General features: G+C 73.0%; 12 protein-coding genes. 8 read left to right on the top strand and 4 right to left on the bottom strand.

Annotation, left to right across the window (positions count from 1 at the left end; all coding sequences use genetic code 11):
* The first annotated feature begins 71 nt into the window (after window positions 1-71).
* The 3 genes from YU1_RS28600 to YU1_RS0108450 all read left to right on the top strand — a co-directional run bounded on the left by YU1_RS28600 (window position 72) and on the right by YU1_RS0108450 (window position 5,655).
* Window positions 72-611, top strand: coding sequence for a YcgN family cysteine cluster protein (locus tag YU1_RS28600; protein WP_084539747.1), 540 nt, complete (start codon window positions 72-74; stop codon window positions 609-611).
* Between the two features lie 279 nt (window positions 612-890).
* Window positions 891-2,339 carry an MFS transporter gene (locus YU1_RS0108445; RefSeq protein WP_280790705.1) on the top strand — a complete coding sequence of 483 codons (1,449 nt, stop codon included), beginning with the start codon at window positions 891-893 and terminating at the stop codon, window positions 2,337-2,339.
* A 169-nt stretch (window positions 2,340-2,508) separates the two neighbouring features.
* Window positions 2,509-5,655 carry an autotransporter outer membrane beta-barrel domain-containing protein gene (locus YU1_RS0108450; protein ID WP_029003693.1) on the top strand — a complete coding sequence of 1,049 codons (3,147 nt, stop codon included), beginning with the start codon at window positions 2,509-2,511 and terminating at the stop codon, window positions 5,653-5,655.
* Between the two features lie 28 nt (window positions 5,656-5,683).
* On the opposite strand, the gene YU1_RS0108455 is transcribed toward YU1_RS0108450, so the two are convergent.
* Entirely contained in the window at window positions 5,684-6,955 is a 1,272-nt protein-coding gene (locus YU1_RS0108455; protein ID WP_198018869.1) for a GTP-binding protein, read from the bottom strand.
* A 189-nt stretch (window positions 6,956-7,144) separates the two neighbouring features.
* On the opposite strand from YU1_RS0108455, the gene YU1_RS0108460 reads away from it, so the two are divergent.
* The 3 genes from YU1_RS0108460 (at window position 7,145) to YU1_RS0108470 (ending at window position 9,782) form a co-directional block, all read left to right on the top strand.
* Window positions 7,145-7,375 (top strand): hypothetical protein, encoded by a 231-nt coding sequence (locus tag YU1_RS0108460; protein ID WP_029003695.1) that lies wholly within the window; start codon window positions 7,145-7,147, stop codon window positions 7,373-7,375.
* Between the two features lie 186 nt (window positions 7,376-7,561).
* Window positions 7,562-8,149: a helix-turn-helix domain-containing protein gene (locus YU1_RS0108465; RefSeq protein ID WP_029003696.1), complete on the top strand. Its 588-nt coding sequence runs from the start codon at window positions 7,562-7,564 to the stop codon at window positions 8,147-8,149.
* A 322-nt stretch (window positions 8,150-8,471) separates the two neighbouring features.
* Window positions 8,472-9,782 (top strand): DNA-packaging protein, encoded by a 1,311-nt coding sequence (locus YU1_RS0108470; protein ID WP_035714599.1) that lies wholly within the window; start codon window positions 8,472-8,474, stop codon window positions 9,780-9,782.
* A gap of 28 nt (window positions 9,783-9,810) precedes the next feature.
* On the opposite strand, the gene YU1_RS28605 is transcribed toward YU1_RS0108470, so the two are convergent.
* From YU1_RS28605 to YU1_RS0108485, 3 genes are all read right to left on the bottom strand, one after another.
* Entirely contained in the window at window positions 9,811-10,725 is a 915-nt protein-coding gene (locus tag YU1_RS28605) for an amidohydrolase family protein (RefSeq protein WP_051356645.1), read from the bottom strand.
* Between the two features lie 28 nt (window positions 10,726-10,753).
* On the bottom strand, window positions 10,754-12,040 hold the full coding sequence (locus YU1_RS28610; RefSeq protein ID WP_051356646.1) for an MFS transporter: 1,287 nt from the start codon (window positions 12,038-12,040) through the stop codon (window positions 10,754-10,756).
* Between the two features lie 87 nt (window positions 12,041-12,127).
* The gene (locus YU1_RS0108485; RefSeq protein ID WP_051356647.1) at window positions 12,128-12,886 is read right to left on the bottom strand and encodes a GntR family transcriptional regulator; all 759 of its coding nucleotides are present in this window, start codon (window positions 12,884-12,886) and stop codon (window positions 12,128-12,130) included.
* Between the two features lie 351 nt (window positions 12,887-13,237).
* Here YU1_RS0108485 and YU1_RS0108490 point away from each other — a divergent pair, with 351 nt between their 5' ends.
* The gene (locus YU1_RS0108490) at window positions 13,238-14,410 is read left to right on the top strand and encodes a phage portal protein (RefSeq protein ID WP_035714533.1); all 1,173 of its coding nucleotides are present in this window, start codon (window positions 13,238-13,240) and stop codon (window positions 14,408-14,410) included.
* A 50-nt stretch (window positions 14,411-14,460) separates the two neighbouring features.
* Window positions 14,461-14,646 (top strand): hypothetical protein, encoded by a 186-nt coding sequence (locus tag YU1_RS0108495; RefSeq protein ID WP_029003700.1) that lies wholly within the window; start codon window positions 14,461-14,463, stop codon window positions 14,644-14,646.
* Window positions 14,647-15,027 lie beyond the last annotated feature (381 nt).

A 15,027-nucleotide genomic window follows, 5' to 3' on the forward strand; every position in this document is an offset into this window, starting at 1 on the left:
GTTCGGGCGAGGTGTTCGGCAGCGTCCGAACATGCCCTTCATTTCGCCCCGGCGATCCGCTAGCAAGGCGCATGGCCGACCTTCCCTTCTGGCGCACCACCCCGCTGGCGCGCATGTCCACCGCGCAATGGGAGAGCCTGTGCGACGGGTGCGGACGCTGCTGCCTCGTCAAGCTGGAGGACGAGGATACCGGCGAGATCGCCTATACGGACATCGGCTGCCGCCTGCTGGACGGCGAGACCTGCCGCTGCACGGACTATCCCAACCGGCAGGCGCAGGTGCCCGACTGCGTGCGCCTGACCCCCGAGGCGGTGGCGAGCCTCGGCTGGCTGCCGCCCACCTGCGCCTACCGTCTACTGGACGAGGGGCGGGACCTGCCGTGGTGGCACCCGCTGGTGTCCGGCGACCCGGCCACCGTCCGGGCCGCCGGCGTCGCCATCTCCGGCCGCACGGCGGGGCCTGAGGATGCGTTCGGGCTGATGGAACTGGTGGCGCACGTGGTGTCCTGGCCCATGCGCTGGCCGCGCGGAGCCAAGGCGGCCGCGAAGGCGCCGGCCGCGAAGGCGCCGACGGATCCGCGGGCCAAGCCCCGGGCCTCCAAGCGCGCCTGAGGCGGGTGCCGCTCCCGCCGGGCGGGTTCCAACTGCCGGAACTGCCGCCCGCTCCGTTCGGGGCTCTCGGGGAAGCCATGCGCATTCCGCGCTTTTCCACCGGCCGATCAAGGACTAGACGATGCGCGACGACCCTCGGTCCGCATCTGTTTCCAGCCGTCCGCACGGACGGCGGTTCCCGACGAGTCCCTGATGCCTTCCCCGCATGAATCCCTGCCGTCCGGCGCCGATGCCGGCGGACCGCCCCAGCCGTTGCCTCGCAGGAGGGGCGGACCGCGCGTGCAGCCGGGCTATCGGGCGATCGCGCTGATCGTGGCCAGCGCCATGTTCATGGAGCAACTGGACGCCACCGTCCTGTCCACCGCGCTGCCGGCCATGGCGCGGGACTTCGGGGTGACGGCGCCGCACATGAGCATCGCGCTGACCTCCTACCTGCTGTCGCTGGCGGTGTTCATCCCGGGCAGCGGCTGGGCGGCGGACCGTTTCGGCTCGCGCACCGTGTTCCGCGCCGCCATCGCGGTCTTCACCCTCGGCTCGCTGCTGTGCGCCCAGGCCGAGAGCCTCGGCTTCCTGGTGCTGGCGCGGCTGCTCCAGGGCATGGGCGGGGCGATGATGATCCCGGTCGGGCGCTTGGTGCTGCTGCGCTCCACCAGCAAGTCGGACCTCGTCTCGGCCATGTCCTGGCTGCTGGTGCCGGCGATGATCGGGCCGATGGTCGGGCCGCCGGTGGGGGGCTTTCTCGTCACCTATCTGGACTGGCGCTGGATCTTCTACATCAACGTGCCGATCGGCGTGCTGGGGCTGGTGCTGGTCAGCCTGTTCATCGCCGACAGCCGGGCCGAGCGGCCGGGCCGGTTCGATGGCCTGGGCCTTGTTCTGTCAGGCATTTCCCTGGGCGGGCTGCTGTTCGCCTTCGAGCTGTCGAGCCGCGGGGAGGGGGATGCCCGGGTGACCTACGGGCTGATGGCGGCGGGGCTGCTGAGCGGGTTCGCCTACCTGCGCCACGCCCGCAGCCTGGCCGCCGCCGGGGGCCAGCCGATCCTGGATATGTCCTTGATGCGCATAGAGACTTTCCGTCTCTCGGTGATCGGCGGCAATATCACCCGGATCACCCAGGGGGCCCAGCCCTTCCTCATTCCCCTCATGCTCCAGCTCGGCTTCGGCATGAGCGCGGCGCAGGCCGGGATGATCACCCTGTCCACCGCCGTGGGCTCGCTGCTGATGAAGGGCGTCGCCCCCAAGGTGTTGCGGCGGTTCGGTTTTCGCAACACGCTGCTGGTCAACGGCATCATCTGCACCGCCACCTATGCGCTGTGCGCGCTGATGCGCCCGTCCTGGCCGGACTGGGCGCTCTACATGCTGCTGATCGGCGCCGGCTTCTTCATGTCCCTGCAGTTCACCGCTTACAACACCGTGGCATACGACGAAGTCCCCGCCGCCCGCATGAGCGCGGCGTCGAGCTTCTACACCACCTTCCAGCAGCTCATGCTGTCCATGGGCATCTGCGTCGCCGGCCTCGCCCTCCAGCTGTCCATGGAAGCCAACGGGCGGAGCGTCGCCGGGCTGGCGGATTTCTCGGTGGCCTTCGTCACCGTGACCACCATCGCCATGGCCGCTACCTTCTGGAACGCCCGCCTGCCGCACGACGCCGGCGCCGACATCTCCGGCCATCGCCGCCGCCGGAGCCTGGCCGCCGCCGTCAACGAGGCCACCGACGCCCCCGACTGAGCCCGGCGGCGGGGCCGACCCGGCCCGCCCTCACGCCCACCCCTCGCCACGCCCATTCCCGCCCCCCACGGGCCCTGGCCGTGCGCTTCCGGATTTGGTAGCACTCTACGGCACTGTGCGGGTGGGGGCTAACATGGGTGCGGGTGGCTGGTCGCGGCCGCGAGGCGGCGTGCGGCGGGGGCTGGTCCCGGCGCTGTGGGGTGTTCTGGCGGGCGCGGCCGTGCCGCTCGGGGCCGAGGCGCAGACCAGCCCCGGCTGGAGCCTCTATTCCGGCTACACCACCTCCTTCACCATTCCCTATGTGTCGGCGCCGGTGTTCGGCGGCACCGGGGCGGTGCTGCGGGTGGCGGCGACCATCGGCGGCCAGGCCACGGTGCTCCAGGTGGACACCGGCTCGCAGGGCATCGTCATCCCGCAGTCCCTGCTGGGCTACCTGCCCGCGGGAACCCCCGGAACCATCTCCTATTCCTCCAGCGGCAATTCGGCGACCGGGGTGTGGGCGACGCTGCCGGTGACCTTTCCGGGCAGCTCCAACGGCAGCGGGCAGGTGGCGACCGCCGTGGTGCCGGTGTTCGTCGAGGCCACCGCGAACGGCGAGAGCTGCGCCACCGCGAACAATTCCTGCTACCTGATGATGGGCATCGGCTACGGCCGCCCGGACACCGGCTGGACCAATTATCCCGCGCCGCTGTCGTCCAACCCGCTGCTCAACCTCCAGGGCATGTCGGACCAGACGGTCCGCGCCGGCTACATCGTCACCAAGGACGGCATCCAGGCGGGCCTGACCAGCAGCAATGCCGGCGCCGGCTATGCCTTCATCCAGCTGCTGCCGACCACCGACGCGCACGGCTACGCCAACTGGCAGACGCCGACGGGCACCGTGGTGGTGAGCTATGCCGGCAGCACCACGACGTCGAGCCTCCCGGTGCTGGTGGATACCGGCATCACCTATCTGTGGGGCAGCCTGGGCGGGGTGGCGGCGGCGAGCTGCACCTATCACGGCCAGGCCTTCAGCTGCGCCCAGGACGGCACCAGCGTCAGCGTCTCCATCGGCCCCGGCAGCTATATCGGCTATTCCTATACGGTCGGCGCCAGCGACAACAACAGCGCCGCCCCGCCGGTGTCGCGGGTGGGCGACATCGGCGGGCTCAACACCGGCATTACCCCGCTGGCGCAGTTCAACCTGCTGTTCGACGCGGTGGGCGGGTTCGCCGGCTTCCAGGCCACGGCGCCGGGCACGGCGGGCACCGCCTTCACGCCCTATCTGTTCACCGCCGGCACGCTGGCGCTGCCGACCAACTTCCTCACCAACCTGCCGATCTATGTGATGAGCGCGACCACGGTCACGGAAGCCGGCAGCGCCTCCCTGTCCGGCGCGGTGAGCGGCACCGGCAACCTGATCCTCGCCGGCCCCGGCAGCGTCTCCTTCGCCAGCACGCTCACCCTGCCCGCCGGGGTGGCGGTGACCGGCGGCAACGCCAGCTTCCTCGGCAACGTGACCGCGCCGCTGGCCATCGCGGCGGGCGCCTCGGCCGACAGCTGGGCGACGCTGACCGGCACCGTGACCAATGCCGGCACCTTCCTGAACAACGGCAGCGTGGTGGGCAATGTCACCAACAGCGGCACGCTGGTCAGCGTCGGCTCCATCACCGGCACCGTCGGCAACAGCGGCACCCTCTCGAACACCGGGACCATCACCGGCACCGTGACGAACGCCGGCCAATTCAGCAATGACGGCCAGGTGGTGGGCAACGTCGTCAACACCGGCACCCTGACCGGCGGCGGCACCATCACCGGGACCCTGACCAACGACGGCACCGTGGCGCCGGGGCATTCGGTCGGCCGGCTGACGGTGCTGGGCGACGTGGCGCTGCGCTCCGGCGCGGTCTACGAGGCCGAGCTGGGCGCGCGCGGGGTCAGCGACCTGATCACCGCCACGGGCACCATCGCGCTGGACAACGCCACCCTGCTCATCAAGCCGGCGGCGAGCTACGAGCCGCACCTCGGCGCCTACCAGATCCTGTCGGCCGGCGGCGGGGTCAGCGGCACCTTCCGTGTCTCGGCCCCGGCCTTCGGCACGCTGTCCGCCCTCTATCCCTTCCTCGCGGCCACCACGACGGCGACCGGCAGCGGGCTGACGCTCAACATGGTGCGCAGCGCGGTGCCCTTCGCGGCGGCGGGCGCGACCGCCAACGAGCGGGCGACGGGCGGCGGCCTCGACAGCCTCCCGGCGCAGTCCGCCGTGTTCGACGCGCTGCTCGGCCTCAACGCCGCCGCCGCGGCCGCCGCCTATGACCTGCTGTCCGGCGAGGCCTATGCCAGCGTCCAGAGCATCCTCCTGGACCAGGCTTTCTATGTGCGCGACGGCGTGCTGGGGCGGCTGCGGCAGGCCTTCGACGCGCCGGGCGCCAACGGCGTCGATGCCGCCCAGGCCGTGACGCTAGTGCCCGGCCTGCCGCTCACGCTGTGGGCCGAAGCCTATGGCGGCTGGGGGCAGGCGACGGCCAACGGCAATGCCGCCGGCGACAGCCGCTCCATCGGCGGCTTCCTCATCGGCCTCGACGCCCCGCTCTCCAACGACTGGCGGGCGGGCCTCGCCGGCGGCTTCAGCCAGAGCCGGTTCGACACCGGCGCGCGGGCCTCCAGCGGCACCAGCGACAATTACGACCTCGCGCTCTACCTGGGCGGGCGGCTGGCCGCGCCGGGGCCGGGCAGCCTGATGCTGCGCCTGGGCGCGGCCTATGGCTGGCACGATCTGGCGATGGCCCGGACGGTCGCGTTCAGCGGCTTCGCCGAGGCCCTGTCCTCCGGCTATGCCGCCGCCACCGCCCAGGCCTTCGCCGAGCTGGGCTACGGCCTCGACCTCGGCGTCACGCCCGTGGGCGCCGCGCGGCTGGAGCCGTTCGCCGGCCTGTCCTACACCCGCGTCTCCACCGATGCGGTGACCGAGACGGGCGGCGCGGCCGCGCTGTCGATCGCCTCGGGCGCGCTGGATTCCACCGCCACGCAGCTCGGCCTGCGCGCAGCGACCCTGCTGCCCACCGGCCCCGGCGGCGCGACGCTGGACCTGCACGGGCTCGCCGGCTGGCAGCACGGGTTCGGCTCCGGCCTGCCGGTGGTCTCGGCGCAATTCGCCGCCGGCAGCCTGCCGTTCGCCGTCGCCGGCGCGCCGATCGCCGCCGACAGCCTGCTGGTGGGCGTCGGCCTCGACGCGGTGGCCGGCGAACGGTTCCGTTTTGGTGTGTCCTACCTGGGCCAGATCGCCTCGAACACGCAGGACAATGCGCTGAAGGGGACGCTCTCGGTGCGCTTCTGACCGGCCCGCCGCACGGGGAGACCCGCCGTCAGGCGCTCTCTCCCGGACGGCCCCAGGCCGGGAACGGGTCCGGCAGGTGGGCGAGGGTGGCGAAGTCCAGCGCCGCCGGGTCGGTGGGGCCGGTCAGGCAGTCGTCCAGCGCCGCGCGGATGGCGGCCTCGTCCAGACCGCTTCCACCTTGCCGCATGCCGATGAACACCAGTTCCTGCCGCCGGTCGCCATAGAAGGCGGTCCAGTGGCGCTTGAGCTCCAGGCGCCATTCGGCGTCCTGCGGCCAGCGCGCCTGGGGCACCGCCGCCCACCAATAGCCCAGCGCCTCGGTGCGGCAGAGCGCGCCGGCAAGGCTCATCTCGCCCACATGGGCATCGCGGGTGGCCAGCCAGAACAGGCCCTTGGCGCGGATCAGCCCCGGCCAGGTGCGGCGCAGGAAGGCGGAGAATTTCTGCGGATGGAACGGCCGCCGGGCGCGGTAGACGAAGCTGGTCACGCCGTATTCCTCGGTCTCCGGCACATGGTCGGCGAAGCCGTTCAGCTCCTTGAACCAGAGCGGATGGGCGTGGGCGGCCTCGAAATCGAAGCGGTGTGTGCCCAGCATCTCGCCGAGCGGCACCCGGCCGAAGTCCGCTTCGATGAGCCTGGCGTCGGGGTTCAGGCCCCTGATGACCGCGCGGGCGAGCCTGAGCTTTTCCGGATCGGTGGTGGAGACCTTGTTCAGCACGATGGCGTCGGCGAATTCAATCTGGTCCACCATCAGATCGACAATGGTGCGCTGGTCTTCCTCGCCCAGGCTCTCGCCCCGGTCGCGCAGGAAATCGGTGGAGGCGTAGTCCTTCAGGAGGTTGGCGGCATCCACCACCGTCACCATGCTGTCCAGCCGGGCGATGTCGGACAGCGAGAAGCCCTCCTCGTCGCGGAACTCGAAGGTGGCGGCGACGGGAAGCGGCTCGGCGATGCCGGTGCTCTCGATGACCAGGGCATCGAACCGCCCCTCGGCGGCGAGGCGCTTGACCTCGGACAGCAGGTCGTCGCGCAGGGTGCAGCAGATGCAGCCGTTGGTCATCTCCACCAGCGTCTCCTGGGTGCGCGAGAGATCGCCGCCGCCGGCGCGCACCAGTTCCGCGTCGATATTCACCTCCGACATGTCGTTGACGATGACCGCCACCCGGCGGCCCTCGCGATTGGCCAGCACGTGGTTGAGCAGGGTGGTCTTGCCCGCGCCCAGGAAGCCGGAGAGGACGGTGACGGGCAGGCGGCTGTCGGGCAGGCGGTTCTGGGGCGGGTGGTTGCGGGTGACGGGCATGGCGCGCTTCCATAAATGATATAATGTATCATTTAATGCCACGGCATCGGGAGCGGGCGCAAGGGGGCGATTGCTTTGGTCGACTTATCATCCCAGTCTGGAGTTTTTCCAAGTTGTCAGCCACGCGCAATCCTGTTGCTCTAGGACAAGAACATAGAAACCGCCTGATGCGCGGGGAGAACGGCGGACATGGCGACCTTCATGCAGGCCAGCAAGATCATGATGGAGGCGGATCATCACTTCGATGATCGCACCGCCTACTGCATGAAGTGCGGCTGTCACTGGAACACGGCCTATCAGCTTCGGCGCGGCTGCGTGCAGGCGGAGAACGTGACCGCCATCTCCCATCTGCGCGCCCGCGCCCGGCTCGATGCCCTGCTGGCGGCCCGCCGGCAGTCCCATGCGCCGCAGAAGGCGTGATCTGGGGATACGATCCTAGGAAAATATGCCTTGACAGCGTGACGCTGCACGGGCATGATTTCCCCATGCTCCGGAATTGTAGCTGAGGCGCCGCTCGCGGCGCCTTTTTGCTGTCCGCGCGGCCCCGCCTCGGCGGGGCGGGCGCGGGCTCCGGCGCGTCCTTCCCTCGCACAGCGGATCGCACCCATGATCGAGCGCACGTCGCCGGAGACGGCGGCCCGTGCCCGCGCGCTCTATGCGCAGGGCGTCCCCGTCAAGGCGATCTCGGCCGAGACCGGCCTGTCGACCCGCCAGATCTATTATTGGCTGGACCGCGAGGCCGGCGCGCCGAAGCGGCCCGGCCGCCTCGCCCCCGAGCCCACCACCCGCCGCCGCCGCGCCGACCTCGCCCGCCCGCCGGGCGCGGTGGCGCGCCGCCGCCTCATGGGCCGCCTGTGGAAGGCGGCCGAGGGCCAGATCGCCGAGATCGAGGCCCGCCTCGACGCCGCGCGCGGCGAGGGGCGCGCGGACGCGGACGCCCCGCCGCCGCGCGACAGCGAGCGCGACGCCCGCGCCCTGGCGGTGCTCGCCCGGGTGATGCGCGACCTCTCCGCGCTCGACGCCGCCGCCCGCCGCGAGCGCGCCGACGGCAAGGCCGCCGTCGCCCGCGACCCGTCCGCCTTCCGCGCCGAGCTCGCCCGCCGCCTGGAGCGCCTGCGGGCCGGGGTCAAGGCGGAGCGGGGCGAGGGCGCGGCCGAGGGCCCGGCGCCGGCGGAACCACCCGCGCCGGGCTGAGACGCGGCGCCCCGCCGCCGGGGATGGCGATCGGATTTCGCCCGCGCCCGGCCGCTCCCTCTCCCGCTTGCGGGGAGGGCCGGGGTGGGGGCCGCGCGGCAGCGCGGCGGCCGTGCCGCCCGCCTGTCCCGAACCGGCACACATGTCCCATCCCCTAGGAACAACCCGCGATCAAACCCCGTCCGAATCGGCGCGCCGTGGGCGTGCCGGCTTCGTTCCCGCCCCCTCCACCGCAGGAGCGCCCATGCGACAGCCGAGAGGCCGTGCCGCCGCCGCTGCGGCCCCCGTGGCGGCGGAGATCCGCGCCGCGCTCGCCGCCCTGATGGGCGATCCGCGCAAGGCCAAGGCCTTCCTCGCCGCCATCGACGAGGGCACCGCCGAGCATCTGCTCAGCGACTGGGAGCTATGGGCGCGGCCCGACCAATTGCCGCCCGCCGCCGCCGCCGACGGCCGGCCCTGGACCACCTGGCTGGTGCTGGGCGGGCGCGGGGCGGGCAAGACGCGGGCGGGGGCGGAATGGGTGCGCGGGCTGGCGCTGGGGCGCCCGCCTTTCGCCGACCGGCCGGTGGGCCGCATCGCGCTCGTCGCCGAGACCATGAGCGACGTGCGCGAGGTGATGGTGGAGGGCGTCTCCGGCCTGCTCGCCATCCACCCCGCCTCTGAGCGCCCCACCTTCGAGCCGACCCGGCGCCGCCTGGTCTGGCCCAATGGCGCGGTGGCGCAGGGCTTCTCGGCCGAGGACCCCGAGAGCCTGCGCGGCCCGCAGTTCGAGGCCGCCTGGCTCGACGAGCTGGCCAAGTGGCGCCGGGGCGAGGCCACGTTCGACATGCTGCAATTCGGCCTGCGCCTCGGCGCGCGGCCGCGCCAGATGGTGACGACGACGCCGCGTCCCAGCGCGCTGCTGCGCCGCCTGCTGGCCGACCCCGCCACGGCGGTCAGCCGCGCGCGCACGGCGCAGAACGCCTTCCACCTCGCCCCCGCTTTCCTGGACACCGTGCTCGGCCGCTATGGCGGCACCCGGCTCGGCCGGCAGGAGCTGGACGGCGAGATCATCGACGACCGCCCCGACGCTTTGTGGTCCCGCGCCGCGCTGGAAGCGGCGCGCGAGGCCGAGGCGCCGCCGCTCGCCCGCGTGGTGGTGGCGGTGGACCCGCCCGCCTCCTCCCGCGCCGGGGCGGATGCCTGCGGCATCGTCGCCGCCGGTATCGACCCCGCCGGCGCGCTGCACGTGCTGGCCGACGACAGCGCCGCCGGCCTGCGCCCGGCCCAATGGGCGGCGCGCGCCATCGCCCTCTACCGCGCCCGCGAGGCCGACGCGGTGGTGGCGGAGGTGAACCAGGGCGGGGAGATGGTGCGCGCCGTGCTGGCCGAGGTGGATGCCGGCGTGCCGGTGGTCAGCGTGCGGGCGACGCGCGGCAAATACCTGCGCGCCGAGCCGGTGGCCGCGCTCTACGAGCAGGGCCGCGTGCGCCATGCCGGCGCCTTCGCCGCGCTGGAGGACGAGATGTGCGACTTCGGCCCGGACGGCCTCTCCTCCGGCCGCTCGCCGGACCGGCTCGACGCTCTGGTATGGGCCATCACCCATCTGGCGCTGGGCCCGAAGGCCCCGGTGCCGCGCGTGCGGCGGTTCTAGCGCGCGCCGACGGCGCGGGATCGCGCCGTCAGGCCGGCTCGGCCATCTGCGGCAGGGTGAAGCCGAACAGGCGCGCGGGGGTGTCCAGCAGCACCTGCCGCAGCTCCGCCGCCGGAAACACCCGCGCCAGCAGCGCCAGCAGGTCGGCGGTGTCGGCCCCGGCCTCGTGCTGGGTATGCGGCCAGTCCGTGCCGAACATCAGCCGCCCGGCGCCGAAGGCGGCGCGCGCGGCCTGGGCCAGGGGCAGCGGGTCGCCGCCGTCCAGGCGGTAGGGCGCGGACAGCTTCAGGAACAGGCGCGGCTCGTGCGCCGCCAGGTCCATGAGGCCCTGGAAGCCCGGATCGGCGGCGCCGAGATCGCGCGTCGGCAGGCCGAAATGATCGACCACCACGGCGGGCACGTCGCTGGCCAGCAGCCCGGCGAGCAGGCGCGGCAGCCGCGCCGCCGGCGCCTGCACCTCGACCTGGAAGCCGCAGCGCGCGGCACGGGCGAGGAAGTCGCGCCAGCCGGGCGCCGCGAGGTCCGGGTCGGGCCGGCCGACGAGGTTGAGCCGCAGGCCGGCGATGCCCTGGGCGGCCAGCGCGCGCATCTCGTCCTGCGGGCAGTCGGGCGGCACCACGGCGATGCCGCGCCGGAGCGGCCGGTCGGCGGCGAGGGCGGCGAGGAGATAGCTGTTGTCGGTGCCGAGGAAACTCGGCTGCACCAGCACGCCGCCGCAGAGCCCGTGCGCCGCCAGCATGGCGGCATGGGCCTCGGGCACGGCGTCATAGGCCGGCACGTAGCGGGCATCCGGGCTCGGCGGCAGGCCGCGGCGGAACACGTGGGCGTGGCTGTCGATGGCGCGGCACCCGGTGATGGGGCCGGAGGCGGCGGGACCGCCGGTGGCCCGCGCCGGCGGGCGGGGGGCGCCCGCGCGCCCGCCGCAGTGCATGTCGTCGCTCATCCGTGCCGTTTCCGTCCCGGTTGCGGCGTCATTCGCCGGCGCGCGCGGCAAGGCCGGGCATGGTGGAGGGCGCGGCGGCCGGCGCCGCATCGAGCCGCACCGCCTTGGTTTCGGGCAGCAGGAGGACCGCCACCACCACGAGGCCGTAGGCCACTGCGGCGTCGATGCCGATGGCGGCGCCCAGCGGGATGGTTTCGCTCATATGGCCCACCAGGAAGGGGAAGATCGCCGAGACGATGCGCCCGGCATTGTAGCAGAAGCCCACCCCGGTGCCGCGAATGCCGCCGGGATAGAGTTCGGAGAACAGCGCGCCCATGCTGGCCGGGATGCCGGCCGAGCAGAAGCCCAGCGGAAAGCCGAGCAGCAGCATGGCGGTGTCGCCGAACGGCAGGAACACATAGGCCAGCACGACGATGACGCAGGACACCGCGAACAGCCCCACCGTGCGCCGCCGGCCGATGCGGTCGAGCAGGTGCGCGGCGGCGATGCAGCCGCAGAAGAAGGCGATGATGATCACCGCCAGATAGCCGCCGGTGCCCAGCGTGGAGAGGTGGCGCTCGGTCTTCAGATAGGTGGGCAGCCAGCTGGTGACGGCATAATAGCCGCCGTGCGCGCCGGTGCCGAGCAGCAGGCCGACCAGCGTCACCCGCAGCACGTCGGGCGAGAAGATGCCGAGCAGCGGCGTGCGGCTCTGGCCGGCGGCGCGCGGGGCACGGGCCGGGGAGGCCTCGGGCTCGGGCACGTGGCGGCGCACGAAGATGACCAGCAGCGCCGGCAGCAGGCCGATGCCGAACAGCACGCGCCAGGCGATCTCCGGCGGCACGAAGGAATAGATCGCGGTCTGCATGAGCACGGCGGCGCCCCAGCCGACCGCCCAGGCGCTCTGCACCGTGCCGAGCGCCTTGCCGCGGTGGGCGGGGCGGATGGCCTCGCTCATCAGCGCCACGCCGGCCGCCCATTCGCCGCCGAAGCCGAGCCCCTGCAAGGCTTTGAGCACCAGGAGCTGGGAATAGTCCTGGGCGAAGGCGGAGAGGAAGGTGGCGAGGGCGAACCACAGGATCATCAGTTGCAGGGCGCGCACCCGGCCGATGCGGTCGGAGATCGCCCCGCCCACCCAGCCGCCCACCGCCGAGGCGATGAGCGTGGTGGAGGTGATGAGGCCGGCATCCGCCTTGCTGATGTGCCAGAGGCCGAGCAGGGTGGGGATGACCAGCGAGAACAATTGCACGTCGAGCGCGTCGAGCGCCCAGCCGCCGAAGCAGGCCCAGAACGTCTTGCGCTCGGGCGGGGTGATGTCCCGGAACCAACTGAACATGGCGTGTCCTCCCGGCGTCGCGCGGCTCTTGCGGCCGCTTGCGGCGATATGGGTTGAGATGCGGCGGATAAGGTGCGGCGATGCCGCTCAGCGGATTTCGATGCGGTAGCGGAAGCGGTCCGCCGGCCCGCGCGAGCGGCGCCATTCGATGGCGTGGCGGTCGAAGCCGCGGGCGATGCGGTCCACCACCACCACCGGCGCGCCCTTGGCGATATCGAGCAGGCGCGCATCGGCGGCGGTGGCTAGATCGACGGTGAGGGTCTCGTCGGCGAGCGCCACCACCTCGCCGCACAGGCGTTCGTAGAGCGGATAGAGCAGGTCGCCGAAGCCGGTGAGCGCGAGCTCCTCCAGCGGCGCGAAGCGTTCGCGCGGCAGCCAGATTTCCTCGGCGAACACCGGCGTGCCGTCGATGAGGCGCAGGCGGTCGATGCGCAGCGCCGGCGTGCGCGGGGCAAGGCCCAGCGCGGCGGCGGGTTCGGCGGGGCAGGGCGCCACCTTGCGGGCGAGGATCCGGCCCTCCGGCAGGGTGCGCGCGCCGCTGGCGTCCTCGGCGCGGAAGAAGCGGAACAGCGAGCGGTCCAGCGAGGGGCGGCGCACGAAGGTGCCGCGCCCCTGCACCTTGTCCAGCACGCCCTCGGCGACCAGCGTGTCGAGCGCCTTGCGCACGGTGCCCACCGCGACGCCGTTGGCGCGGGCGATCTCAGCCTCGGCGGGGATCGCCGTGCCCGGCGCCCAGTCGCCGGCGACGATGCGGCCGATCATGGCGTCGCGCAGCCGCTGGTAGAGCGGCAGGCGGGCGTCCCCGGTGTCGGGCAGCAGCGCGTCGAGCTGGTCGTCAGCGGTCATCAGGCATTCGCCAGTTGATTGGTCATCTATAGGACTAGAGATGAGAGGTTGGGGCGTCAACGGGGTCGCTGTGCGGGTGCGAAGGCACCGTGCTGCGCCGCACGCGCCGGCCGGAAAGGGCTATGCCGTCCGGCGGGGCAGGCCCGCGTCCTCGGCCGGCGGCCTCCCACGTCGTCGCTTGGCGCCGACGACCCACACGCTCCCTCCGCCGCCCGCGCGGGAGGCGCGGCCCGACGCCTGCCCGCATGTTGAATAAAAGATCAATGAGCGCAAGCGCAGGGTGGACGCCCGCCATCGTCCCCGCCGCCGCTCCCACCCCATCCCCGTCCCAGCCGCCGATCGGAGCCGTCCATGCTCGCATCCGTCCTCAACGCTTTGCGCCCCCGGCCCGCCGAGGCCAAGGCGAGCCGCACGGCGGCGCTGGTCGCGCTGCTCACCACCGGGCGGGCGCGCTGGACGCCGCGCGATTATGCCGGCCTCGCCCGCGAGGGCTTCGCCCGCAACGCGGTGGCCTATCGCGCGGTGCGGCTGATCGCGGAAGCCGCCGCCAGCGTGCCGCTGCTCCTGATGGACGGCCCGCGCGAGATCGACGCCCACCCGCTGCTGGACCTCCTGGCCCGGCCCAATCCGCGCGCGGTGGGGGCGGACTTGCTGGAGGCGGTCTACGGCCACCTGCTGGTGGCCGGCAACGCCTATGTGGAGGCGGTGGCGGCGGGCGGCGCGGTGCGCGAGCTGCACGCCTTGCGGCCGGACCGCATGCGCGTGGTGCCCGGCCCGAGCGGCTGGCCGGAGGCGTTCGACTATACGCTGGACGGGCGCACCCTGCGCATCCCACAGGACAGCCTGCTGCCCGGCGCCGAAGTGCCGCCCATCCTGCACCTCGCCTTGTTCAACCCGCTGGATGACCTCTACGGCTTCGCCCCGCTGGAGGCCGCCGCCCAGGCGCTCGACCTGCACAATGCGGCGGGGGCCTGGAACAAGGCGCTGCTGGACAATGCGGCGCGGCCCTCCGGCGCGCTGATCTACGGCGGCACCGGCAGCCTCTCGGAGGACCAGTTCGAGCGGCTGAAGGGCGAGCTGGAGGCGAGCTTCCAGGGCGCGGCCAACGCCGGGCGGCCCATGCTGCTGGAGGGCGGGCTCGACTGGAAGCCGCTCGGCCTCAGCCCCAAGGACATGGATTTCGAGGCGGCGCGCGACGGCGCGGCGCGGGAGATCGCTTTGGCGCTGGGCGTGCCGCCCATGCTGCTGGGCATCCCCGGCGACAACACCTATGCCAATTATGCCGAGGCCAACCGGGTGCTGTGGCGCCAGAGCGTGCTGCCCCTGGTCAAGCGCGTGGCGGCGGCGCTCAGCGCCTGGCTGGCGCCGGCCTATGGCGGCGGCCTCGCCTTGGTGCCGGACCTCGACCAGGTGGAGGCGCTCGCCGCCGAGCGCACCGAACTGTGGAGCCGCATCGGCGCCGCCGGCTTCCTTTCCGACGCGGAGAAGCGCGCGGCGGTGGGCTACGGCCCCGCCGGCTCCTGACCGGCCGACCGGCCGACCCATTGTTCGATCTAGCCCGGGGAGGGCGCCGCATGGACAGCGTGATCCGCGTCTTCGCCGAGCGCGGCGACCTCGCCCATCTGGCCCTGGTGGCCTGGGCGGTGAGCGCCTCCGGCGTGGCGCTGGCGGCGGTGGGCGCGCTCACCCGCGCGCACCAGCGCATGGACGATTTCGTGCGCGAGCTGGCCCGCTTCAACGCTCGCCACGGCGAGGAGTGAGCGGGCGCGCGGGCGGCGCCGTTATCTTGAGCAGAAGGTCATTCCGCCTGCGGCGGCCCCCACCCAACCCTCCCCCGCAAGCGGGAGAGGGCTTTTCCGGCGCGCGGGCTCAGTTCCGGCTCCCCTTCCCGCGCGGCAGAGGGCCTTTTCGGCACGCGGGCTCGGGCTGTCGGACAGCGTCTCCGTCCGCCTGTGCTCCCGCTCAGAACAAGCGGGGGCACCTCCCCCCTTGCGGGGGAGGGCAGGGAGGGGGGTGACGCGCTCTCCGTTCGTGCCCGATGCGGGCAGTCCGGCGCGGCTCTTTGCCGGCGCTCGCGTGTTCGTCTTCGCCAGCGGCGCGTTCTTCCCTAGCGGTTTCACCCCCCTCCCCAACCCTCCCCC

The organism is Azorhizobium doebereinerae UFLA1-100 (genome assembly GCF_000473085.1).
In the GTDB taxonomy this organism is placed as follows: domain Bacteria; phylum Pseudomonadota; class Alphaproteobacteria; order Rhizobiales; family Xanthobacteraceae; genus Azorhizobium; species Azorhizobium doebereinerae.